The organism is Enterobacter sp. UPMP2060 (assembly GCF_053709655.1).
In genome coordinates this window covers 353,630-379,054 of record NZ_JBSKJQ010000001.1, presented here as the reverse complement: position 1 = coordinate 379,054, position 25,425 = coordinate 353,630, and the positions used below count along the sequence as shown (strand labels likewise).

Sequence of the window (25,425 nt, the reverse complement as noted above, 5' to 3'; positions counted from 1 at the left end):
CTCCTTAAACCTTTTCAACCTGGACAAGGTTTGTGTGGGATGGGTTGCCCTTCGCCAGCGGCGACGGACGCTGCGTGGTCAGCACGTTAATACTGCCCGCCTGGTCGATGCGGTTGGCATCAGGGTTGTACCAGGCCCCTTCCCCCAGCGCCACCACGCCTGGCATCATGCGCGGCGTCACTTTGGCCTCAATGTGCACCTCGCCGCGGCCGTTGAAGATACGCACGCGATCGCCATTGCTGATGCCGCGTGCTTTGGCATCCATCGGGTTGATCCACATCTCCTGACGGCAGGCGGCCTTGAGTACGTCGACGTTACCGTAGGTGGAGTGCACGCGCGCTTTGTAGTGGAAACCTGTCAGCTGCAGCGGGAATTTCGCCGTCAGCGGATCGTTATAGTTTTCAAAACCTGGCGTGTAGATCGGCAGCGGATCGATAACGTCCCCTTCCGGCAGCTCCCAGGTCGACGCGATTTTTGCCAGCTCTTCGGAGTAGATTTCGATTTTGCCCGACGGCGTGGTCAGCGGGTTCGCCTGCGGGTCTTCACGGAACGCTTTGTACGCCACGTGGTGCCCTTCCGGATCGCGCTGTTTGTACATACCCTGCTTGCGGAAGGTATCGAAATCCGGCAGGTCAGGGACCGCCTTACGGGAGAGTTCATGCAGATGGCGCATCCACCCTTCCTGAGTACGCCCCTCGGTAAACTGCTGCTCAACGCCAAGACGTTTCGCCAGCTCAGAGGTCATCTCATAAATGGTTTTGCACTCGAAGCGCGGTTTAATCGCCTGGTCGGTAAAGATCACATAGGACATGTTACCGCAGGAGGCATCCAGCGCGAAATCCATCTGCTCAGAGGCCGTGCAGTCCGGCAGCAGGATATCGGCATATTTCGCCGAGGAGGTCATGTGGCAGTCGATGACCACAATCATCTCGCACTTCTTATCATCCTGCAGGATTTCATGGGTGCGGTTGATTTCGGAGTGCTGGTTGATGAGACAGTTACCGGCATAGTTCCAGATCATCTTGATCGGCACGTCCAGCTTGTCCTTGCCGCGCACGCCGTCGCGCAGGGCGGTCATTTCAGGACCACGTTCGATCGCATCGGTCCACATAAACATGGAGATGCTGGTCTGAACCGGGTTATCCAGCGTCGGCATACGTTCAAACGGCACTTCATACGAGCCTTCACGCGCGCCGGTGTTACCGCCGTGAATACCGACGTTGCCGGTCAGAATGGAGAGCATGGAGATGGCGCGAGTCGCGATTTCGCCGTTCGCATGGCGCTGCGGTCCCCAGCCCTGGCTGATGTAGGCCGGTTTGGCCGAGCCAATCTCACGCGCCAGCTGAACGATACGCTCGGGCGGAATACCGGTGATGGTGGACGCCCACTCGGGTGTTTTCGCCACGCCGTCGCTGCCCTGCCCGAAAATATAGGCCTTGTAATGGCCATTTGCAGGCGCGCTGGCTGGCAGGGTTTTCTCGTCATAGCCGACGCAGTATTTATCCAGGAAAGGCTGATCGACGAGGTTTTCTGTGATCATTACCCACGCAAGCGCCGAGACCAGCGCTGCATCGGTACCCGGACGGATTGGGATCCACTCGTCTTCACGTCCGGCGCCGGTGTCGGTATAGCGCGGATCGATGATGATCATGCGGGCATTGGATTTGGCGCGGGCCTGTTCGAGGTAATAGGTTACCCCGCCGCCGCTCATGCGGGTTTCGCCCGGGTTGTTACCGAACAGGACGACCAACTTACTGTTTTCGATATCGGACGGGCTGTTGCCGTCCGCCCAGCCGCCGTAGGTGTAGTTCAGGCCCTCAGCAATCTGCGCCGATGAGTAGTCACCATAGTGATTAAGATAACCACCGCAGCAGTTCATCAGACGTGCCACCAGCGTTTTACCCGGTGGCCAGGAGCGGGTCAGCGTACCGCCGAGCGTCCCGGTGCCGTAGTTCAGGTAGATGGATTCGTTGCCGTACTCTTTGATAAGGCGCTGCATATTGGTGGCGATAATGTCGTAGGCTTCATCCCAGCTAATCCGCTCGAACTTCCCTTCCCCACGCTTACCGACGCGCTTCATCGGATATTTCAGGCGGTCCGGATTATACACGCGACGACGCATGGAGCGGCCGCGCAAGCAGGCGCGAACCTGATGTAACCCATCGTAGTTATCGTCCCCGGTATTGTCGGTTTCGACATATTTTATTTCGCCATCCACCACGTGCATACGCAGCGGACAACGGCTACCGCAGTTTACGGTACAGGCACTCCACACCACTTTTTCCGGAGCTGAGGCTGGGGATAGTGCATCAGCCGCTGAGGCCAGTCGGGTAAAAGGAAGCGTGAAGGCGCTGCTGGCTACGGCCAGGCCGCCTATTGCCGTGGTTTTCATCAACCCACGGCGAGTGACCTCGGCAGCCATTAATGCTTCAGGCGCGTTGATTTTCATAGAGACTCACTTTGGTTGCTCACAAAGAAAAGAGTGGCGGCGCAAACCGCTATGTAGTTTTATATACAACGAATTTTTACGTAATCAGCTTTTTATGCTGACTTTCATTCGGAGGAGTATTACTACTTTAGAGGGAGGGGGTATTGCGTCGTGTCAATTCAGAGGCATAAAAAAAGCGCCCAAAGGCGCTTTTTTGTTGTGAGGCAAAGAATTAGCCGATGTACTGCTGGCCTTTCATGTATGGACGCAGCACTTCAGGGATCTCAATACGACCGTCTGCCTGCTGGTAGTTTTCCAGCACGGCAACCAGCGTACGGCCCACAGCCAGACCAGAACCGTTCAGGGTATGCACCAAACGGGTTTTCTTGTCAGATTTGCTGCGGCAGCGTGCCTGCATACGACGCGCCTGGAAATCCCAGACGTTAGAGCAGGAGGAGATCTCACGATAGGTGTTCTGAGCAGGCACCCACACTTCCAGATCGAAGGTTTTGCAGGCGCCAAAGCCCATATCACCGGTGCACAGGGCCATACGACGGTACGGCAGGCCCAGCAGCTCCAGCACTTTCTCAGCGTGGCCGGTCATCTCTTCCAGCGCGTCCATGGACTCTTCAGGACGGACGATCTGCACCATCTCAACTTTGTCGAACTGGTGCATACGGATCAGACCGCGCGTGTCGCGACCGTAAGAACCTGCTTCAGAACGGAAGCACGGTGAATGTGCCGTCAGCTTAATTGGCAGGTCGTCTTCATCGATGATCTCATCACGCACGAGGTTAGTCAGCGGCACTTCAGCGGTTGGGATCAGCGCGTAGTTGCTGCTGTCTGCTTCCTCGTCCAGCGGACGGGTATGGAACAGATCGCCGGCAAATTTTGGCAGCTGGCCTGTACCGTACAGCGTATCGTGGTTGACCAGATACGGCACGTAGGTTTCGCTGTAGCCATGCTGCTCGGTGTGCAGATCCAGCATGAACTGCGCCAGTGCGCGGTGCAGATGGGCAATCTGGCCTTTCATCACCACAAAACGGGAGCCGGTCAGCTTAACCGCTGCCGCAAAGTCCAGGCCCACGTGCATTTCGCCCAGCGTCACGTGATCGCGCACTTCGAAGTCAAACTCACGAGGCGTACCCCAGCGTTTCACTTCAACGTTGTCGTTTTCATCTTTGCCGACAGGCACGCTGTCGTCAGGAATATTCGGGATAGCCAAGGCAATATCACGAATCTCGGCCTGAAGAACGTCCAGCTCAGCTTTTGCCTGATCCAGTTCTTCACCCAGTTTGTTCACTTCCAGGCGTAATGGCTCAATATCTTCCCCGCGCGCTTTCGCCTGGCCGATGGATTTCGATCGAGAGTTACGCTCTGCCTGCAGATTTTCAGTTTGTACCTGCAGAACTTTACGACGCTCTTCGAGAGCGCGCAGCTTATCTACATCCAGCTTAAAGCCCCGGCGTGCCAGTTTTTCAGCGACTGCGTCTGGCTCATTACGCAGCAGATTGGGATCGAGCATGCTTATCCTGTGCTTATCGAATTAAAATAGGAAAATGTGACCACAGCCTGCGGCCACAAGGATACATTGCCAACATTACCGCAACGATTGAACTAACGGTAGCGTTTTATAGGGCTATTTTGATCCTGTCCGGCGAGCCAGGTGAGCTTTTCACCAATCTTGCCTTCAAGACCTCTGTTTGTGGGGTGATAATAGCGCGTTTGTGCCATCTCCTGCGGGAAATATTCCTCCCCGGCAGCGTAGGCATTGGGTTCATCATGAGCGTAACGATACTCCTGCCCATACCCCATCTCTTTCATCAGTTTGGTCGGCGCGTTACGCAGGTGAACCGGCACATCGTAGTCCGGACGTTCACGCGCATCGGACATCGCCGCTTTAAAGGCGGTATAAACCGCATTGCTTTTCGGCGCGCAGGCCAGATAAACAATCGCCTGCGCAATGGCACGTTCGCCTTCCGCGGGCCCAACGCGGGTGAAGCAGTCCCAGGCCGACAGCGCAACCTGCATGGCGCGAGGATCGGCATTGCCGACATCTTCTGACGCAATCGCCAGACAGCGACGCGCGACATATAAAGGATCGCCGCCCGCAGTGATAATGCGCGCGTACCAGTAAAGCGCCGCATCCGGCGCGCTGCCCCGCACGGACTTATGCAGCGCCGAGATCAGGTCGTAAAAACGGTCGCCTTTGTTATCGAAACGCGCGCTGCGTTCACCCGCAATTTCGGTGAGCAGTTCCGGTTTCAGCACCCGCTTCCCGGCATCGTCGATTTCGGCCATATCGGCCATCATTTCCAGCGTATTCAGCGCACGCCGCGCATCACCGTTGACCAGCTCGGCAATCGCACGACGCGTGTCGTCAGGCAGAACGATATCCTGTCCGCCGTAGCCGCGCGCTTTGTCGTCCATCGCCTGGGTGAGAACCTTTTCGATATCCTCGGTGGTGAGCGATTTGAGCAGGTAAACGCGCGCGCGGGAAAGCAGCGCCGAGTTCAGTTCAAACGACGGGTTTTCGGTGGTCGCACCGATGAAGAAGATCGTGCCGTCTTCAATATGCGGCAGGAAGGCATCCTGCTGGCTCTTGTTGAAGCGGTGGACTTCGTCCACGAAGAGGATGGTACGCCGCCCGGCATTGCGGTTCTGCCGCGCACGCTCGATCGCCTCACGGATCTCTTTCACGCCGGAGGTGACCGCCGAGATACGTTCAACGTCCGCGTTGGCATAGCGGGCGATCACTTCTGCAAGCGTGGTCTTGCCGGTACCAGGGGGTCCCCAGAGGATCATGGAGTGAAGATGCCCGGCCTCAATGGCGCGCGGCAATGGCTTACCGGCAGCCAGCAGATGCTGCTGGCCGATGTACTGCGCTAAATTTTCTGGCCGCATACGAGCGGCCAGAGGTTGAAACGCGTTATCTGAAAAATCGAGCGACAGATTGCCCACTCACGCCTCTTACTTATTGCGTTGGTCGTCCACCGTTACGCCCTGCGGCGGGGTAAAGGTGAATTTCGATGCATCAACGGCGCCGTTCTGCTGAGACTTGAGCTGGTAGCTGCTGCGCTGATCGTCCTGCTCAACCGCGCCGAACTGATTAATCGTACCGTTGGTGCTTACGTTAATGGTGAACTGCTTCAGGTTGCCGTTACTGCCTTTCGGCGTCAGGACAAACTCGTCACCCGTCTGTTTAATATTGTACTGCTGCCAGTCGCTGGACTGGTTACGGGCAATCAGCATAAACGGCGTATTGCTGGTGGCATCTTTCAGCCAGGTCGCCGTTGCCTGCTCAACGAACGGGTTGAAGAACCATAAGGTTTTACCGTCAGAGACCAGGATGCTTTCATCCGGCTGAGTCATGTGCCAGTTGAACAGATTCGGGCGTTTTACCCACAAATCTCCCTGACCTTCCTGCACCGCGTTGCCGCTGCCATCCGTCACTTTTTGCGTGAAGCTGGCGTGGAAGCTGCTTACTTTATCCAGTCGGCTTTTAAGGTCGCTGGCTGCATCAGCCCAGACGCTGCTGGCGACAAAACTGGTGAGTAATGCACAGGCGATGGCGATTTTTTTCATTGTTATTCCTTAAAATACGTCTTCCCGATATGGGGTTTCCGTCTTCTATTCTGGACCTGCCCGAAGGCAGGCGACAGAAGAAAATGCTTAATTTTGGCTGATTTACCCTTCTTTGCAATCGCTGAAGGTTAATCAAACGGCGGCGGTGCCAGCACCTCGCGGTTACCGTTATGCCCCTGCTCGCTCACAATGCCCTGCGCTTCCATCTGCTCGATGATGCGCGCCGCGCGGTTATAGCCGATGCGGAACTGACGCTGCACGCCTGAGATGGACGCTTTGCGTTTTTCGGTAACGAAGTTAACCGCCTGATCGAATAACGGATCCAGCTCTTCGCCGCCGTCGAAGCCACCGCCGCCGCCTTCGCTTTCCGTGTCGCTGGTAATACCGTCAACGTATTGCGGACGACCGCGCGCCTTCCAGTCCTGCACGACGGCGTGAACTTCCTCATCGCGGACGAACGCACCGTGGACACGCACCGGAGAGGTGGAGTTCGGGCCGGAATAGAGCATATCACCCATACCCAGCAGCGACTCTGCGCCGCCCTGGTCAAGAATGGTACGGGAGTCAATTTTACTGGATACGGTAAAGGCGATACGCGTCGGGATGTTCGCTTTGATAAGACCAGTGATCACGTCCACGGAAGGACGCTGGGTCGCCAGCACAAGGTGAATACCGGCCGCACGCGCTTTCTGCGCCAGACGGGCAATCAGCTCTTCTACTTTCTTACCGACGGTCATCATCAGGTCAGCGAATTCATCGACCAGCACGACGATATAAGGCAGTTTTTCCAGCACCGGATGCTGGGCATCCATGCTGTCACCCGGCTTCCAGTAAGGATCCGGGATCGGACGCCCCATGCGCACAGCCTGGGCAATTTTCTCGTTATAACCGGCCAGGTTACGCACGCCCAACGCAGACATCAGCTTGTAGCGGCGTTCCATCTCGTTGACGCTCCAGCGCAGGGCGTTGGCGGCGTCCTTCATATCGGTGACCACTTCGGTCAGCAAATGTGGGATGCCTTCGTAGACCGACAGTTCGAGCATTTTCGGGTCGATCATAATGAAACGCACATCTTCCGGCTGCGCTTTATAGAGCATGCTGAGGATCATGGCGTTCACACCAACAGACTTACCGGAACCGGTGGTACCTGCTACCAGCAGGTGAGGCATTTTGGCGAGATCCGCGACTACCGGATCGCCAGCGATATCTTTACCCAGCACCACGGTCAGCGGAGATGGGTTATCGCGGAATTTGGTGTTATCCAGCACTTCACGCAGGTAGACGGTCTGACGTTTCTTGTTCGGCAGCTCAAGGCCAACGTACGGTTTGCCCGGTATTACTTCCACCACACGTACCGCCACGGTCGAGAGAGAACGCGCCAGGTCGCGGGACAGGTTGGAAATACGCGCGGCTTTAACGCCAGGCGCCAGGTTCAGTTCAAAACGGGTGATCACAGGACCCGGCGAGTAGTTCACCACGTCCGCCTTGATGCGGAAGTCAGCCAGACGCGCTTCAACCAGACGCGCCATCTGCTCCAGCGCGAAGGTATCGACCGGCTCCACTTCTGACGGCGGAGGCGTTAACAGATCCAGCGACGGCAGCGGAGTGCTTGGACGCTGCAGCGGACGGCTGTCACCGTTACGCATCAGCAGCGGGTGAATCAGACTTTCCTGCGGCTGAGGCGCAGGCTGCTGGAACTGCGGCGGCTGTGGTGGCTGTGGTGGCTGCTGCGGTTGCTGAACAGATTGGTGCGGCTGCGCATACGGCTGCTGAACAGGCTGCTGCGGCTGCGCGTAGGCCTGTGGTGCTGGCTGCTGGCGCACAGGCTCCGCTTCCGGCATCACGCTCGGGGTAAATAAAGGCTCGCTAGGGCCATCATCCACCAGATCCTTCATCGGCGAGAATTCAAAATCAGACAGCGAGAACGGATTTGCTCCAGCCGGTTGTTCACCGGAATAGCGCTGCTGCTGGGTGGCGGCGAACTGGCGCGCCAGTTCTGCTTCAGCCGCGTCCTCTTCGTCTTCCAGCATAGGTTCATCGTGCTGGTATTCATTACCGTAGCGCTGATTCTGCTGCGCGGCGAACTGACGGGCCAGCTCGTCCTGCTGCATTTCATCGGCGTCATCTTCGTACTCAGGCTCGCGCGCTTTCTCTTCCGCCATACGCTGGGAAGGCAGCTTGATGCCATAAGAGGCAAGCTCACGGCGGGTTGGAACGCGAACGCGGTTAGGGCGAGGCAGTTGCGGACCTATCCCCTCCTTCACCTGAGGACGTGGCGCGCCACTGGTTGCCAGGCTAAAAACAGGTGCAGCCACGGCAGCGGCCGCGGTAGCCTGCTTCACGCTTTCCGCTACGGGTGCGACTGCAGGCGTCGGGTCGATCGGTGGAACGGAAACTGAAGGCGCTTTCGTCACCGGCTCCTGCACCGGTTCAGGCACAGGCTGGTACCAGGCCGCCAGCTGCTCGCGTTCACGCGCACGACGCTCTTCAACTTCTTCAAAATAGTACATTGGTGGACGAGAGGGTTTTACCTCTTCCACGATTTCAGGTTCAGGCTGCGGCTCTACATAAGGCTGCACAGGTTCAACCGGTTCAGGCACATACTCCTGATAAGGTTGGGCCACAGGCTGTTCATAGTGCGGGTACTCTTGCGGTTCATACGCAGGCTGCGGCGGCTGATATGGCTGCTGCCACTGCTCCTGCTGTACAGGGATGTAGCTTTCAGGTTCAGGCGCGATAACCGGCTCCGGCGTGTGAACGCCTGGCGCAGTCTGCCAGTCAACCTGAGGCTGCTGAATAACGGATTCCGGCGGCGAAACCGGCGCGGATGGCATCACGGCGTCGACAGGCGCGGCATACGCCTGCGCAGCGGTCGTCGCGGCTGCGGCGGCTGCAACCGGCTCGGTAACCGAGTGGCCATTTAACAGCGGATCGTATTCGTCGAAGTCACCCGGAGTGGCCCGGCTGCCGGAGAAGAGCACATCGTCAGGATCGACGGCGACACCCGCAGCGCGATACGCCACCTGCTCGTCTTCATCCATGCGTTTACCGGAGAAGAGCGCCGCATCGGTTTTACGACCCAGCGGGTTGGCAAATTTCTCTGCAACACGCTGACGACGCGCCAGCGCGCCGCGCAGAATACGCGCACGACGAGACTCGCGACGCTGCACAGGCGCGTCATCTTCCTCTTCATCTTCGTATTCGTCTTCATCAACCCACGTATCGTCACGGCGGGTACGGTTGCTGGCGAAAGTCAGAATGGTGAGGATAAAACTTCCGATCTTCTCAGCAATGCTTACCCAGGACCAGCCGGTAAACAGCGTCAGCCCGGCAGCCCAGATGCACAGCAGCGCCAGCGTGCCGCCGCTGCTGTGCAGCATCGGCTGCAGAGCAGAACTGAGTAAACTGCCGATCACTCCGCCAGAGGCGAAGTACCAGATATCATCCGCATTGATTGCCGCCAGCCCGCACGAGGTGAGGATCAGCGCCAACGCGCCAATCAGGCGCAGCGACACGGCAAAATAGTCGATGTAATCATCGTTCTGACGATGACGCCACGCAAACCAGCATCCGCCAATGATAATGACGGGAAGGGTGTAGGCCATCACACCGAAAATGAAGAACAGCGTGTCCGCAAGCCAGGCACCGGGGACACCGCCTAAATTATGGATAGGCTCATGCCATGCAGTTTGTGACCAGCTGGGATCTGAGGGGTTGAAACTGAGTAAGGCTGCCATCAGCCAGACGGCAAAAAGGGCAATAACAATCAGCAAAGCCTCGAGGAGACGACGTCCGCTGCTTAGCTTCGATAGTGTGACTTCTTTGTCTTCAGTGTATTCCTGGCTCAAAAAAGGCTCTCCAGGTATCAGGCATATCCTGCCTTTTTGCTAAAACGGACAACAGCGCCGGGACTCCCCGGCACTGTTGCTGTATGGATTAACAGGAGTGTAATCAAACTACGCTGATTTTGCACCTGTTCCGTGTTAGCGCGTCTTAATAACCAGACGATTGCTCTGTTTGACCTCTTCCATCACCACATATGTACGGGTGTCGTTCACGCCTGGCAGACGCAGCAGGGTTTCCCCCAGCAGCTTACGGTAGGCGGACATATCAGGCACACGGGTTTTCAACAGGTAGTCGAAATCACCGGACACCAGATGACACTCTTGAATTTCTTCAAGTTTTTGTACAGCGGCGTTAAATTGCTCAAACACATCCGGCGCACCACGATTCAGAGTAATCTCAACAAATACCAGAAGTGAGGCATCCAGATAATGCGGGTTCAGCAGAGCAGTATAGCCCTGAATGAAACCCTGTCTTTCCAGTCGGCGCACACGCTCAAGGCACGGCGTCGGGGAAAGTCCCACACGTTTTGAAAGCTCGACGTTGGAAATACGCCCATCCTTTTGCAATTCATTAAGAATGTTACGATCGATACGGTCGAGATCTTTGCCAGGGCGCTTCTTGCTATCTACCATTATTATTGTCTCTCTGTATTCCTTCCCTACTCCTGCCTGGACCCTGTGCACATCACTGTTCAGAGCCTGTACCCGTTAGTCATCACATCGCCTGGTTTTGTATTAGACGCGATGCGGATTCGGGTTCTGTTGGTAAGAAGACCGTTGCCCGAAGGCAGTCACCGACATCACGTATGGCGTCTGTCCACGCCATGCGTAGATTTCACTGACCCGGTAAAAATGGCATTTACGTGCATGCCTATGCGGCATACGGTTAACGCGGTTTTTTTTCTTCCTTGAATGTTTTCGCAAAAGCGCAGGGGATTGTCAAAGCAAAACATCGTTTTTTAGTACAACATGCCGGATATTCATTACGGCAGGGTATTAATCCTCATTTTATTGCCTTACAAACGACCGGTTTTCAGGCGAAAGCGTGATGTTATAGCGCCTCATTCATCGCCCGTGGCTATTACACAGATTGATATCAAAATTGCTGCGCTCTTTTTTTACGACAACAAATTCCCTACAATCCAGCCAAATGTCTGCCAACAACAATGGGGATCTCATGGGCACGGCCAAACACAGTAAGCTGCTAATCCTTGGTTCTGGACCTGCGGGATATACCGCAGCGGTCTATGCTGCACGCGCTAACCTGCACCCGGTACTCATCACCGGCATGGAAAAAGGCGGTCAGCTGACCACCACCACCGAAGTGGAAAACTGGCCAGGGGACCCGAACGACCTGACCGGGCCGCTGCTGATGGAACGTATGCACGAGCATGCCGCTAAATTCGAAACTGAAATTCTGTTCGACCACATCAATAAGGTCGATCTGCAGAACCGTCCGTTCCGCCTGACGGGCGACAGCGGCGAATACACCTGTGACGCGCTGATCATCGCCACCGGCGCCTCTGCCCGTTACCTCGGTCTGCCATCCGAAGAAGCGTTCAAAGGCCGCGGCGTCTCTGCCTGCGCAACCTGTGACGGTTTCTTCTACCGCAATCAGAAAGTCGCGGTCATCGGCGGCGGCAACACCGCAGTGGAAGAAGCGCTCTACCTGGCGAACATTGCCTCTGAAGTGCACCTGATCCACCGTCGCGAAACCTTCCGCGCGGAGAAGATCCTGATCAAACGTCTGATGGATAAAGTGGCAAGCGGCAACATCGTGCTGCACACCAACCGTACCCTGGAAGAGGTGACGGGCGACCAGATGGGCGTTGCCGGTCTGCGTATCCGTGATACCCAGAACACCGATAACGTCGAAACGCTTGAAGTGGCGGGTCTTTTCGTGGCGATCGGTCACAGCCCGAACACCGCGATCTTCGACGGTCAGCTGGAGCTGGAAAACGGCTACATCAAAGTGCAGTCCGGCATTCACGGTAACGCGACCCAGACCAGCATCCCGGGCGTGTTCGCGGCTGGCGACGTAATGGACCATATTTATCGTCAGGCGATCACCTCCGCTGGCACCGGCTGTATGGCCGCGCTGGACGCTGAACGCTACCTCGATGGACTGGCTGAACAAGGTAAATAATCTTTACAAGTCAGTAACAAACGTAAATAAAGGCGGCGATAAGTCGCCTTTATTGTCTCCCCGTTGTAACATTGCGCTGCCCAATTTCTAATAACGTCACCTGCAAAGTACGCAATGGAAAAAACCCGTCAACAAGAGTTAACACGCTGGCTGAAACAGCAAAGCGTTATTTCCCGCCGCTGGCTTACGATTTCCCGTCTCCTGGGGTTCGTTAGCGGTCTGTTGATTGTTGCCCAGGCATGGCTGCTGGCCCGCATTCTTAATCACATGATCATGGAGAACATCCCGCGCGAAGCGCTGTTGCTACCTTTTATTGTCCTGATCCTGATTTTTATCCTGCGCGCCTGGGTGGTGTGGCTGCGTGAGCGCGTCGGTTTTCACGCCGGACAGCACATCCGCTACGAGATCCGTCGTCAGGTGCTCGATCGTCTTCAGGAAGCCGGGCCCGCGTGGATCCAGGGTAAACCGGCCGGTAGCTGGGCGACGCTGATCCTTGAGCAGATTGACGATATGCACGACTACTATGCGCGCTATCTGCCGCAAATGGCCCTTGCCGTCTTCGTTCCGCTGCTGATCGTGATCGCCATCTTCCCAGTGAACTGGATGGCTGCGCTGATTCTGATGGGCACCGCCCCGCTGATCCCGCTGTTTATGGCGCTGGTCGGCATGGGGGCAGCGGATGCCAACCGCCGTAACTTCCTGGCACTGGGTCGCCTGAGCGGCCATTTCCTCGATCGTCTTCGCGGCATGGAGACGTTACGCATTTTTGGCCGCGGTGAAGCGGAAACCGAAAATATTCGCCAGGCATCGCAGGACTTCCGTCAGCGCACCATGGAAGTGTTACGCCTCGCCTTCTTGTCTTCCGGCGTACTGGAATTCTTTACCTCGCTGTCGATTGCCCTCGTGGCGGTCTACTTTGGCTTCTCCTACCTTGGCGCGCTGGATTTCGGCCATTACGGCACGGCGGTGACCCTTTCTGCCGGGTTCCTGGCGCTGATCCTGGCCCCGGAGTTTTTCCAACCGCTTCGCGATCTGGGGACCTTCTATCACGCCAAAGCGCAGGCGGTTGGCGCAGCCGATAGCCTGAAAACATTCCTGGAAACGCCGCTGGCACACCCGGAGCGGGGTGACGTGACGCTGAATGCTAAAGATCCCGTGACCATTGAAGCGCAGGACTTTTCTATTCTGTCACCCGAAGGCAAAGTGCTCGCGGGTCCGCTGAATTTTACCTTACCTGCCGGACAACGGGTGGTGCTCGTCGGCACCAGCGGTTCCGGTAAAAGCTCGCTCCTGAATGCGCTATCCGGCTTTATGGCCTACACGGGTTCACTGCGGATCAACAAAACCGAACTGCGTAACCTCGATCCAGACGCCTGGCGTAAACAGCTCAGTTGGGTAGGACAAAACCCGCAGCTTCCAGCCTCTACGCTGCGTGAAAACGTCCTGCTGGCGCGCCCGGACGCGCGTGAAGATGAACTGCAGTCGGTGCTCGACCGCGCCTGGGTCAGCGAGTTTCTGCCGCTGCTTCCGCAGGGGGTAGATACCGTGGTCGGCGATCAGTCCGCCGGGCTGTCGGTCGGACAGGCGCAGCGCGTGGCCGTTGCCCGCGCGTTGTTGAATCCTTGTCAGCTGATGCTGCTGGATGAGCCCGCCGCCAGCCTGGATGCCCACAGCGAGCAGCGCGTAATGGAGGCCCTGAACGCCGCCTCCCGGCAGCAAACCACCCTGATGGTTACCCATCAGCTGGAGGGGATTGCCGACTGGGACCAGATCTGGGTCATGGAGAACGGCCGTATTGTTGAGCAAGGCGATTACGCCTCTCTCGTTGCCGCGCAGGGACCGTTTGCCGCCCTGCTGGCGAACCGTCAGGAGGACATCTGATGCGTGCTCTGCTGCCTTATCTTGCGCTCTATAAACGCCACAAATGGATGCTGACGCTGGGGATTGTGCTGGCGATTGTCACGCTGCTCGCCAGCATTGGCCTGCTCACGCTTTCCGGCTGGTTCCTGTCGGCCTCGGCCGTCGCGGGCTTTGCCGGTTTATACAGCTTCAACTATATGCTCCCGGCTGCCGGTGTTCGCGGTACCGCCATCACCCGTACTGCCGGTCGCTATTTCGAACGGCTGGTCAGCCACGACGCCACTTTCCGCGTGCTGCAGCACCTGCGCATCTACACCTTCAGCAAACTGCTGCCCCTCTCCCCTGCCGGGCTGGCGCGTTTTCGTCAGGGTGAGTTACTTAACCGTGTCGTTGCGGATGTCGACACGCTGGATCACCTGTACCTGCGCGTGATTTCCCCGATCGTGGGCGCGTTTGTGGTGATTGTGGTGGTCACGCTGGGGCTGTCTGTTCTGGATGTTTCCGTTGCGCTGACGCTGGGCGGGATCATGCTGCTGACGCTCATCATTCTGCCGCCGCTGTTTTACCGCGCCGGGAAATCCACCGGGGAAAACCTGACGCGCCTGCGCGGGGACTACCGCCAGCAGCTCACCTCCTGGCTTCAGGGGCAGGCAGAGCTGACGATATTTGGCGCCAGCAAGCGCTATCGCGCCCGCATGGAAAGTACGGAGCTTAACTGGCATGAGGCCCAGCGCCGCCAGTCGGAGCTGACAGCCTTCTCTCAGGCGCTGATGATGTTAATCGGCGGCGTGGCGGTGATTGCCATGCTGTGGCTGGCTTCCGGCGATGTCGGGGGGAATTCACAGCCGGGTCCACTTATTGCCCTTTTCGTCTTCTGCGCGCTGGCGGCGTTTGAGGCGCTGGCCCCGGTAACGGGCGCCTTCCAGCATCTGGGCCAGGTGATCGCCTCTGCCCTGCGCATCACGCAGATTGCCGAGCAGGAGCCTGAAGTCACGTTCAGTGCCGGGCAGACCGCGGTACCAGAGCAGGTTGCGCTGACGCTTGAAGAGGTCACCTTCGCCTATGACAAACAGGCGCAGAACGCGCTGGACGGTATCAACCTTTCTGTTAATGCAGGACAGCGGATGGCGATCCTCGGCCGTACCGGCTGCGGTAAATCGACGCTGCTGCAGTTGCTGACCCGCGCCTGGGATCCGCAGCGCGGCCAGATTCGTTTTAATAACACGTTGCTGACTGATTTCAGCGAGCAGGCCCTGCGCAAGACGGTGAGCGTCGTTCCGCAGCGCGTGCATCTGTTTAGCGCCACACTGCGCGATAACCTGCTGCTGGCCGCGCCAGAGGCCTCTGATGATGCGCTTCGCGCCGTGCTGGAGCAGGTCGGACTGCAAAAACTGCTTGAGGACGACGGGCTAAACAGCTGGCTGGGCGAAGGCGGCCGTCAGCTGTCCGGCGGTGAACTGCGCCGTCTGGCAATTGCGCGCGCGCTGCTGCACGATGCGCCGCTGATGCTGCTCGACGAACCCACCGAGGGGCTGGATGCCACCACCGAGAGCCAAATCCTTGATTTGCTGGCGAATGTCATGACCGGCAAAACCGTGCTGATGGTCACACACCGCCTGCGCGGACTGGCGAGTTTTGATCAGATAATTGTGATGGACAACGGACACATTATTGAGCAAGGTAGTCACGCAGAGCTGTTGGCGAAACAGGGTCGCTACTACCAGTTTAAACAGCGTCTGTAGACTATATTTGTAGCGTCCTTACTCGCGTACTGGAGTTTTGCTGTCATGCGCCTGGTCCAGCTTTCTCGTCATAACATCGCGTTCCCTTCTCCGGAAGGGGCGCTGCGTGAGCCCAACGGGCTGCTGGCCCTTGGTGGTGACCTCAGTCCCGCACGGCTTTTAATGGCGTACCAGCGCGGTATATTCCCCTGGTTTTCCCCCGGCGATCCGATTTTATGGTGGTCCCCCGATCCGCGTGCCGTGCTGTGGCCAGCGCAGTTTCACGTGAGCCGCAGCATGAAGCGTTTCCATGCGAAATCACCCTACCGCGTCACCCTCAACTACGCCTTTGGTCAGGTCATTGAAGGCTGTGCCGAAGACCGCTATGAAGGGACATGGATAACCCGCGATATTATTACCGCCTACCACCAGCTCCACGAGCTTGGCTATGCCCACTCCATCGAGGTGTGGGAAGGCGGAGCACTCGTCGGCGGCATGTACGGCGTGGCGCAAGGCACGCTATTTTGCGGCGAGTCGATGTTCTCTCGTGCGGTTAACGCCTCGAAAACCGCACTGCTGGTCTTCTGCGAGGCGTTTGCCCAGCGCGGCGGACGCCTGATCGATTGTCAGGTGCTCAACGAGCACACGGCCTCGCTGGGTGCTGTTGAAATCCCGCGACGCCAGTACATCGAACATCTCGATACCAGCCGTCAGGAGAAGCTCCCGCGCGACTTCTGGATACCGAGAACGCTCTTTATGCCCGATGCCTAAATGTTTTCCGCATATTTTTTGTGAGGGTGTTATAATTATGCCGCAGAGTAGCTTCTGCCTGTTGCCCCGCCGCCGTTTGGGACCCTCGCTTCAGATAACGTCCTGACGTTTATCCTGTTGTCTCCCCTTTACGAATGCGCTTCCTGTTCGGTTGTACCGTGACGCTTGGGCAATGCGCCGAAACTGTTTTGCTGCGTTTTAATCGCGCAATTCTTTACTTAATTGATGAATTTCGGCATTATCTTGCCGGTTCAAAACTTGGTAGTGATACCCCAGAGGATTAGATGGCCAAAGAAGACAATATTGAAATGCAGGGTACCGTACTTGATACGTTGCCTAATACCATGTTTCGCGTAGAGCTGGAAAACGGTCACGTGGTAACTGCGCACATCTCCGGTAAAATGCGCAAAAACTACATCCGCATTTTGACGGGCGACAAAGTGACTGTTGAACTGACCCCGTACGACCTGAGCAAAGGCCGCATTGTCTTCCGTAGTCGCTAATTGTTTTCGCCTGTAATGGCAGATGAATATTAAATAAGGCCGGGATTTTCCCGGCCTTACTTTTTTGTGCTGCAGGTTATTATTTGAACAATTATTTTTGCCGTTCGATACAGCGTCAGGGCTGTCTGTTCGACAGCAATGCCCTTTTAATGGCTGTATCTTGCTATGCTATCAGCCGTTTGCCACCTGATAACCTATATTTATCAAAGCATCAAGCTCGTCTTTTGCAAACAACCTTGCCCGGTAGCATTCACCAGGGAACTCTGGATAGCCATCCATCGAGCAAATCAGATCGTAGATTGTGGCAATAATATGGCCTGTTGCATCGCTGATAAAGAAAGAGCGTGCGTGGTTGGTGTAGATGCCATAGTAGTCACCATAATCTATTGCTGCCCCCATAAAATCAGTGACCTGAGGAACACGATCGGAGGGTAACTGGATAATGCTACCTGCCTGGGTTGCTGTATTGGCGACGAGATCAACAGCATAGAACATGACTCTCGCAGGATCGGTTTTGTAAGAATCAGCCGTTGAATCACGTGTAATATCTCGAGTAACCGCATTGCCTTCATTATCAACGCAGGAGCGATTATCAAAGAGCGAAAGAACAAATTTTCCTTCAGTCTCATTGCTTAACCCAGCAAAAGCGCTATTTTTAGTGACGAATACGGTATGAGCGCCATTTTCAAAACTCTCAATACCGGAAGTATCTATCTGCGTAACGCCCTGTCCTGCTGCGAAATTACCGTTAAATCCCCCGGTATTAATACTCCATAATATCTTGCCGTCGGCAGGAGAAATACCAAACGTCAGGCCTGCAGAGCGAGTATGGACAACAATCGCTTCAGCATTTGCCTCACCCGCGGGGATCCAGGAAAGCGAGTTAAGGTGAGCATCGTTTGTGGGGCTATTATTCAGGATCTGAGTATTATCAAATGCACGAGTATAATTTTTTGCCCACAGCATCACGCCTGTCTTTTCATCAAATTTTAAAATTGATGCGTCCTGTCTCATCGTGTTGGTCGAACGGTCCGGGTTATCATTACCAATCATGAAAAGATTATCGGCGGAATCCCAGATCAGATCGTGGGTGTTAGCATAGCGGTTACCATCGTGGTCACGTAAATCAAACTCCAGAATCTCGTTGCCCAAAATATCGATTTTGAAAAAGCGTCGCCCATACCAGTGTTCATCTTCATCACTGCCGATATAGAAATAACCATTATGCGTTTTTAGCATCTGATTACGGTAGGGCTGAGCATAATAGCAGCGAAGATCGCCGTTCCGGTCGTAGCCATCACAATTGGTAGTCATTAACCAACTGTTTCCCCATACGGTCGTGAAGTTAGCGGGATCCGTTTGCTCAATATCGATATGGAAAATTGTCCCATCGCGGTAGAGTTGTTCCTGTGTGCTTACCTGGATGGTTTGATTAAAAACTTCCACTCCGCTAAGGTTTTTAAAGACAACCTGCACATGGTTAAGGTAGTTTGCATACAGTCCAATAACCGGAATTTTTATCTCAGGTAAAGAGACAATGTCATTTGATGAATACGTAAAGTTTAAACTTGTCGTGCTAGTCGATCTTCCCAGTACCGTATAGGAATATGTTATCGCCTCATCAATTATAAACTTCAGATAGACCGCAAGCTGGTTGTTAGCAGGGGCGAGTTCCATTCCAAGATAGGTAATTGCCATATTATTCACCTGTTGTTAATTATTACTGTGTAACTTCTTTTACTCGCATCTCATTCACCTGTTGGGGAATGATCTTATTTCCTTTCACCAGGTAATCAATAACCGCATCGGAAAGGTTATATCCACCTTTTACCTGTTTGTTCTGACCATCAATGAATGCAGTAAAGCCATCGCCACCAGGAGCAAGGAAACTATTTGTCGCTACGCGATAGGTTTCAGAGTCTACAATTGGCTTGCCATTAAGCGTAAATAGTACAACGCGTTGTCCGACAGGTTTATGTTGGTCGTAGCGCATCTCCAGTCCTTTCGACATCTGCAAAACACCGTTAGTGAGTGACGCACTGTGCTCCATAAGATTTCGTAAGGATTTCCCATTCAAATCCATTACGGTAAGCTCATTTGGAAACGGAAACGCGCTGATAACATCGCCGAGGGTTATCGGACCGGCATTCAAATCAGCCCGCAGACCACCTGAATTAGTGAGCGCCAGTTGCGCATCAGGCGCAGCAGCAAGCATTGCATCGGTAAATAAATTGCCCAGCGAAGATGATTCTCCGTAGGCGCGCGTAAGCGTAACAGGCGTCTCTCCAACTTTTTGGCGAACCGTTTCGGAGAGCTGTTTATTCCAGCTATCAATAACACTCTGAGTTGCCGGATCGGGTTTCCATTCATCAGCGTAAAGGGTTTTAAGTTCGAAGCTTTTTATTTTGTTGTGATGTTTTTTTAGATCCACATCCAGGACCAGCTTACCAATATCAATCCCACCGCTGTCAGTCGAAAGCACCAGCGTGTTACCTACTTTAAGCGGCTCCGGCGTTCCAACATGCGCATGTCCGGTAATCAGAATATCCAGTCCTTTCACCTGCTTCGCCGTCTGGATATCCTTATCAAGGGCGCGTTTGACATCAGTATTGCCGATACTGGACTGGCGTGCAGGGAAACCTTCATGCATGAGTGCAACGGTTATATCTACTTTTCCACGTAGTTCATCCAGATAACGCTGGAGATATTTCACCTCGTCACGCGCTTCAATACCCTGACGCATTGACGATGAAACGGTATCATCGAAAGCGAATACGCCATGCAACCCAATGACCCCAATTTTAACGCCATCCTTTTCGATGATGGTATACGGCTTATTCCAGAAAAGGACATTACTATTTTTATAAAACACGTTCCCTAACAGTATCGGGAATTTAGCCTGACTGAGCTGTATCAGCGTATTATCCCATCCATGGTCGAACTCATGATTGCCGACAGATGCAGCATCAAATGACATTGTATTCATAATATCTATGATTGCCCGCCCTTTTGTCAGGCTGCTAATGTACGGACCGGTAAAGTAATCTCCAGCATCGAAATAAAAAGTAGCCTTATTCTTTTGCTTTTCTTGCTTAACGTAAGTCGCAATATTTGCGAAGCCACCGACAGCTCTTTTACCTTCTGCAACATAAGGGAGTTTATAGGGCTCAACATGTGCATGCAGGTCATTGGTATAAATGACGGTAACGTCCTGCGCTGGACTTAGCGAAGCATATCCCGATAGTAATAAAACCGCGATTACTGTTTTTTTCATTTTTTAACTCTCGAATTAAAGAAAGAATTTCATTATCGATTAGCAAAAAACAGATTTTGTGAACCTTCTCACGACATATGGAAAAGGGAGACGCGAAAATTTGCGACTAACAGAATCAGTTGGTGAAGCACATGGAATCCGCTCCAAAAATAGATCTCAATGTTTGTAAAAGCTGGTCATGTCCAAATCTCGGAATACCAGATGCGAGTGATTATGTTTTTCCTGTTTATCGTCTGGGCTACGCTGCTCTTGAATGTCAAAAATGTGGCAGTCTTCCTCCAATTTTTAATACAAAAGAATGTGACGAGTGGTTCAGTCAATTCATGCAACGAAAATTAGGAAATACAGGACAAGGTTGTCCCCGCTGTTTTACAGCGCACATCATTCGCTATGGATACACAAAAGCCAGAACACCCCGCTTTCAATGTTGCACCTGCCGTTATGTATTTACTCCACACTATGACAATGCTGTAGGCCTGAATAAAAATCTCACCCTTCTTTCCCAGCTCGAACAAGGGGTGCACTCTGGTGAAACGACAAACCAAAGGGTCCTTGCACACGCGGTTAACGGGTTCGAACACGATCTGCATGTTTCACTCCCTGCGCTAACAAGGGTGTCAACGACCACAATGGTTATACCGTTTCAGGGTCATTCTGCGAGGCAGAAACTGTATGTTGTGATCAGTGCCGATGCTGACTCCGGCAAAATTATTCAAGTAACAACCAACTATTGCGACTGGAAGGCAGGTGATTCATTGCTCTATCAGGGTTCTAAGTCTTTCCCTTCTTCGATACTACCGTCGAGCAATACCGATCTTATTCGGGAGCAAGAGATGCAATTTCTTAAACGGAGTCAATTTGATGAAATTCAGTACGGTAGTGCCGAGCTTAAGCGAAACGACCGGGGAAGCATGGTCCGTCCTGTCATTACCATACACAGTCATTTCCAGAGATTAAAACGACGCTTCCCGGGTGTAACCGATCATTATCTCGCCCACGAGTGCGTTTTGCGCGGCGGGGCTATAACGGCCTGGTCAACAGAAGTCCGACTTGGGAAAACCGATCTTTGGTTTGTGTCTGAAAATATTGAAAACGCCAACCTCTCTGACAAAGCATTTTGCCTTACTGGTAGCTGGAAAATAGGATGGTGGAAAAATGTGTGGCAGCGTTGGGATAATGGCGAGATATGCAAGATGATTGGCCTACTGACCGGACAGCAAAGTACAGCGGAGCCCGCGTTGATTTCACTTGCATCCTGCACTGCATTTGCTGTCTGGCTGAAATCCCATCCATGGTCATTACGATGTCATAACTTTGGGGCGCGGGTAGTGAGCCAGCATTTAGTGGGTCTTGGCTGTATTTACAACCAACAGATGAAGGAAAATTCAGGCAGTTAAGGGCTACATAACGCGAGCTGTACGGCAGCGAACTGCACTATTTTATTGTCATCAAAAGTTATTAACGTCTTCCCGTAACACCCATTTTTACGAAGATTAATCCATTTGGCGTCAGAGGAACTCCCCCGACGCCTCGGATCGACGTCAGGAAATAATGTGAATTACCGTTTTTGCACTTTGAGGTGCAACGACATCTGCGACCATCGAATGCGTTATGTCATGCAGCAGTCCCGTCAGGTGCGGCAACATATCGCGGTCAAAATGCGATACCAGCAGTATGTGGTTTAACGCCCGGCAGTAATCACACTTTGTTTCGGTATCTTCCAGCAGCCACTCTTTTTGTCGCGGTTGTTCCGCTTCGTCCTCAAATTCCACCACCTGAAAATCACACATTTATTCTGTGAGGCCAGCTTTCATTTCTTCCAGATACGCACCCAGGCAGCGGCAAACGGGCTGCGTTTGTGGGAGTGATGTGCAGTCGAGGAGGATTTCAGTGAGCAGTTTGCAGCGCTCTGCAAGGGTTGGGAGATCGGGGTTGAGGGAGAGTTCGCTGTAAAGCAGTGAAAGATTGTTATGTTCCATTTGATTTTGACTCCGTGTGAAATGATGAGATCTCCACCCGAACGCCAACTCAGGTGGCAGACTGAACCGGTTTGGCGTACCGACCCACACGGGAAAATCGGCGCTTCAAAAGAAGCCCCGGTTCAGCCCACCATAATTGAGTCTGCGGATTATATCGCTAGCTTTCAAAAGTGTGAACGAACCTGATGATAGTTGACGTATCAACATCATTTCTCATGTGTAATCAGGACGCCAATCCCGGCACCTGATTTTGCAGGTGCGCCGCCATTTTATTACTGTAGATTTATCCAGCAACTGACTTCGAAAGAAACTGGAAAGCGCCTTGCAAAATTCCTCTGCGGCCTGATGCCCTCTCCCACAGGGAGAGGGAGAAAACACTAGAAACGACAACACTGTTGTCGTTTTGCTTTTACCTTGGCAGGCATAAAAAAACCGGGCAAATGCCCGGTTTTTAACATTAACGTTTAACTCAGTGAGCCGCTTCCGGCTTGTGCTTCGCCGCACTCTGGAAATCATACGTCAGTTCGTTCTTCGCCTGGTCCAGCGCCACGGTCACCTGACCGCCGTCCACCAGCGAGCCAAACAGCAGCTCGTTCGCCAGCGGTTTCTTCAGGTTGTCCTGAATCACGCGCGCCATCGGACGGGCACCCATCGCACGGTCGTAGCCTTTCTCGGCCAGCCAGTTGCGGGCCTCCTGGCTCACTTCCAGCGACACGCCTTTCTGATCCAGCTGAACCTGCAGCTCGACGATGAACTTGTCCACAACCTGATGGATCACCTCGGTAGACAGGTGATCGAACCAGATAATGTTGTCCAGACGGTTACGGAACTCCGGCGTGAAGATCTTCTTGATCTCCTCCATCGCATCGGTGCTGTTATCCTGGTGGATCAGGCCGATGGATTTACGCTCGGTTTCACGCACGCCGGCGTTGGTGGTCATCACCAGCACCACGTTGCGGAAGTCCGCCTTGCGCCCGTTGTTGTCGGTCAGCGTCCCGTTGTCCATCACCTGCAGCAGGATGTTGAACACGTCCGGGTGCGCTTTCTCGATTTCATCGAGCAGCAGGACCGCGTGCGGATGCTTGATCACCGCGTCGGTGAGCAGGCCGCCCTGGTCAAAGCCCACGTAGCCCGGAGGCGCACCAATCAAACGGCTGACGGTGTGACGCTCCATATACTCGGACATATCAAAGCGCAGCAGCTCAATGCCCAGCGCTTTGGAGAGCTGAACCGTCACCTCGGTTTTCCCCACGCCGGTCGGGCCAGCGAACAGGAAGGAACCGACAGGCTTGTGGTCATGCCCCAGCCCGGCGCGGGCCATCTTGATTGCTTCGGTTAAGGCCTCAATGGCTTTATCCTGACCAAAGACCAGCATTTTCAGGCGATTGCCGAGGGTGCGCAGCGTGTCGCGGTCGCTCTGAGAAACGCTCTTCTCAGGGATACGCGCGATGCGGGCCACCACGGACTCAATATCCGCCACGTTGACGGTTTTCTTACGCTTACTGGCCGGCATCAGGCGCGCACGCGCCCCTGCCTCATCAATCACGTCAATCGCCTTATCCGGCAGATGACGGTCGTTGATGTATTTCACCGCCAGCTCCACCGCCGCACGTACCGCTTTCGCGGTGTAACGCACGTCGTGGTGCGCTTCATACTTCGGCTTCAGGCCGTTGATGATCTGCACCGTTTCCTCGACGGACGGCTCGGTCACGTCGATTTTCTGGAAGCGACGCGCCAGCGCACGGTCTTTCTCAAAGATGTTGCTGAACTCCTGGTAGGTCGTGGAGCCAATCACGCGGATCTTGCCGCTGGAGAGCAGCGGTTTGATCAGGTTCGCGGCATCTACCTGGCCACCGGAGGCCGCACCTGCGCCGATGATGGTGTGGATCTCATCGATAAACAGGATGCTGTTGGTGTCCTGCTCCAGCTGTTTCAACAGCGCCTTGAAGCGTTTTTCAAAATCACCGCGGTATTTGGTGCCCGCCAGCAGCGAGCCGATATCCAGCGAGTAGATGGTGCAGTCGGCAATCACTTCCGGCACGTCGCCCTGCACAATGCGCCAGGCAAGCCCTTCGGCAATCGCGGTTTTACCCACGCCTGACTCACCCACCAGCAGCGGGTTGTTCTTGCGGCGACGGCACAGCACCTGGATCGCGCGCTCCAGCTCTTTATCGCGACCAATCAGCGGGTCGATACCGCCAACGCGAGCAAGCTGGTTAAGGTTGGTGGTGAAGTTTTCCATACGATCCTCCCCGCCTGCTTGCTCTTCATTGTTATTGACCTGATTGCTGGAATCCGATGCCTGGTTAGGCTCGTCTTTGCGCGTTCCGTGAGAAATAAAGTTAACCACGTCGAGGCGGCTGACTTCGTGTTTGCGCAGCAGGTAGGCAGCCTGTGACTCCTGCTCGCTGAAGATGGCGACTAAGACGTTTGCGCCAGTCACTTCGCTACGCCCGGAAGACTGGACGTGGAATACCGCGCGCTGCAGCACGCGCTGGAAGCTGAGCGTCGGCTGAGTGTCGCGCTCTTCTTCACTGGCTGGCAGCACCGGTGTGGTTTGTTCGATGAAGGCTTCGAGTTCCTGACGTAGCGCCACCAGATCCACGGAGCAGGCTTCCAGCGCTTCGCGGGCAGATGGGTTGCTAAGCAGTGCGAGCAGTAAATGCTCGACGGTCATAAACTCATGTCGGTGCTCACGCGCTCTGGCGAAAGCCATGTTTAAACTGAGTTCCAGTTCTTGATTGAGCATAGGCACCTCCCCCAATTTTATGCCTTATCAGGCCTTTTCCAGCGTACACAGCAACGGATGCTCGTTCTCCCTCGCATAGTCGTTCACCATCGCCACTTTGGTTTCCGCCACTTCGGCTGTGAAGATGCCGCAGATAGCTTTGCCACGATAATGAACGGTAAGCATCAGTTGCGTTGCACGTTCTACATCATAAGAAAAGAACTTTTGTAGCACGTCAATAACAAATTCCATCGGCGTGTAATCATCGTTCATTAACATAACTTTATACATAGATGGCGGTTTTAGCGCGTCGCGCACTTTGTCTTCCGCCAGCTGGTCGAAATCCAGCCAATCGTTGGTCTTACCCATTATGCATAACCACTTTGAATCTACCTCAGATGTTAGATAACAATCATCTATTACTGTCATCCGCGATGTCTGTCACAAACTGTTGCAATAGCGTTAACTGCTTCAAACTTTGGTTGATTATTGTCCCATCTCCAGCGCCAAACGCTTGACGACTTCTTTCGTTTCTCTAAATTGTACAAGCGTGAGATGGCGAGGTTTTGAACAGCCCCCACTCCA

General features: G+C 54.4%; 16 protein-coding genes and 1 pseudogene. 6 read left to right on the top strand and 11 right to left on the bottom strand.

The features are described from left to right. Nucleotides 1-4: 4 nt before the first annotated feature. The 6 genes from dmsA to lrp all read right to left on the bottom strand — a co-directional run bounded on the left by dmsA (nt 5) and on the right by lrp (nt 10,491). A complete protein-coding gene (gene dmsA / locus ACWKXN_RS01825) occupies nt 5-2,449 on the bottom strand; it encodes a dimethylsulfoxide reductase subunit A (RefSeq protein ID WP_454543238.1) in 2,445 nt (814 codons plus the stop codon). A 211-nt stretch (nt 2,450-2,660) separates the two neighbouring features. Further along, entirely contained in the window at nt 2,661-3,953 is a 1,293-nt protein-coding gene (gene serS / locus ACWKXN_RS01820) for a serine--tRNA ligase (protein WP_064672211.1), read from the bottom strand. 92 nt (nt 3,954-4,045) lie between these two features. Continuing rightward, nucleotides 4,046-5,389, bottom strand: a complete 1,344-nt coding sequence (gene rarA, locus ACWKXN_RS01815) for a replication-associated recombination protein RarA (protein ID WP_033145084.1) — start codon at nt 5,387-5,389, stop codon at nt 4,046-4,048. Nucleotides 5,390-5,398: 9 nt separating this feature from the next. Further along, nucleotides 5,399-6,013: an outer membrane lipoprotein chaperone LolA gene (gene lolA, locus ACWKXN_RS01810; RefSeq protein ID WP_023310983.1), complete on the bottom strand. Its 615-nt coding sequence runs from the start codon at nt 6,011-6,013 to the stop codon at nt 5,399-5,401. 128 nt (nt 6,014-6,141) lie between these two features. Beyond that, nucleotides 6,142-9,861 (bottom strand): DNA translocase FtsK, encoded by a 3,720-nt coding sequence (gene ftsK, locus ACWKXN_RS01805; protein WP_454543237.1) that lies wholly within the window; start codon nt 9,859-9,861, stop codon nt 6,142-6,144. Between the two features lie 135 nt (nt 9,862-9,996). Beyond that, nucleotides 9,997-10,491 (bottom strand): leucine-responsive transcriptional regulator Lrp, encoded by a 495-nt coding sequence (lrp, locus tag ACWKXN_RS01800; RefSeq protein ID WP_000228469.1) that lies wholly within the window; start codon nt 10,489-10,491, stop codon nt 9,997-9,999. A gap of 544 nt (nt 10,492-11,035) precedes the next feature. Between lrp and trxB the strand changes: the two genes are divergently transcribed. The 5 genes from trxB to infA all read left to right on the top strand — a co-directional run bounded on the left by trxB (nt 11,036) and on the right by infA (nt 16,859). After that, nucleotides 11,036-12,004: a thioredoxin-disulfide reductase gene (gene trxB / locus ACWKXN_RS01795; RefSeq protein ID WP_032638969.1), complete on the top strand. Its 969-nt coding sequence runs from the start codon at nt 11,036-11,038 to the stop codon at nt 12,002-12,004. A gap of 114 nt (nt 12,005-12,118) precedes the next feature. Further along, nucleotides 12,119-13,885 (top strand): heme ABC transporter permease/ATP-binding protein CydD, encoded by a 1,767-nt coding sequence (gene cydD / locus ACWKXN_RS01790; protein ID WP_032658216.1) that lies wholly within the window; start codon nt 12,119-12,121, stop codon nt 13,883-13,885. Then, nucleotides 13,885-15,606 (top strand): heme ABC transporter ATP-binding protein/permease CydC, encoded by a 1,722-nt coding sequence (gene cydC / locus ACWKXN_RS01785; RefSeq protein WP_248180149.1) that lies wholly within the window; start codon nt 13,885-13,887, stop codon nt 15,604-15,606. The genes cydD and cydC overlap by 1 nt, the downstream gene beginning before the upstream one ends. A 45-nt stretch (nt 15,607-15,651) precedes the next feature. Next, entirely contained in the window at nt 15,652-16,356 is a 705-nt protein-coding gene (aat, locus tag ACWKXN_RS01780) for a leucyl/phenylalanyl-tRNA--protein transferase (protein ID WP_454543236.1), read from the top strand. Between the two features lie 284 nt (nt 16,357-16,640). After that, nucleotides 16,641-16,859: a translation initiation factor IF-1 gene (gene infA, locus ACWKXN_RS01775; RefSeq protein WP_002211347.1), complete on the top strand. Its 219-nt coding sequence runs from the start codon at nt 16,641-16,643 to the stop codon at nt 16,857-16,859. Nucleotides 16,860-17,030: 171 nt separating this feature from the next. On the opposite strand, the gene ACWKXN_RS01770 is transcribed toward infA, so the two are convergent. Then, on the bottom strand, nt 17,031-18,557 hold the full coding sequence (locus ACWKXN_RS01770; RefSeq protein WP_454543235.1) for an aryl-sulfate sulfotransferase: 1,527 nt from the start codon (nt 18,555-18,557) through the stop codon (nt 17,031-17,033). Nucleotides 18,558-18,579: 22 nt separating this feature from the next. Further along, nucleotides 18,580-20,133 (bottom strand): bifunctional metallophosphatase/5'-nucleotidase, encoded by a 1,554-nt coding sequence (locus tag ACWKXN_RS01765; protein ID WP_182931719.1) that lies wholly within the window; start codon nt 20,131-20,133, stop codon nt 18,580-18,582. 122 nt (nt 20,134-20,255) lie between these two features. Between ACWKXN_RS01765 and ACWKXN_RS01760 the strand changes: the two genes are divergently transcribed. Continuing rightward, a complete protein-coding gene (locus ACWKXN_RS01760; RefSeq protein WP_454543234.1) occupies nt 20,256-21,530 on the top strand; it encodes a transposase in 1,275 nt (424 codons plus the stop codon). Between the two features lie 144 nt (nt 21,531-21,674). Here the strand turns inward: ACWKXN_RS01760 and ACWKXN_RS01755 are convergent. From ACWKXN_RS01755 to clpS, 3 genes and pseudogenes are all read right to left on the bottom strand, one after another. Further along, nucleotides 21,675-22,112: pseudogene (locus ACWKXN_RS01755) on the bottom strand (hypothetical protein). Between the two features lie 469 nt (nt 22,113-22,581). After that, nucleotides 22,582-24,861 (bottom strand): ATP-dependent Clp protease ATP-binding subunit ClpA, encoded by a 2,280-nt coding sequence (gene clpA / locus ACWKXN_RS01750; protein ID WP_008499992.1) that lies wholly within the window; start codon nt 24,859-24,861, stop codon nt 22,582-22,584. A gap of 27 nt (nt 24,862-24,888) precedes the next feature. Continuing rightward, nucleotides 24,889-25,209, bottom strand: coding sequence for an ATP-dependent Clp protease adapter ClpS (clpS, locus tag ACWKXN_RS01745; protein ID WP_006174393.1), 321 nt, complete (start codon nt 25,207-25,209; stop codon nt 24,889-24,891). Nucleotides 25,210-25,425: the final 216 nt, after the last annotated feature.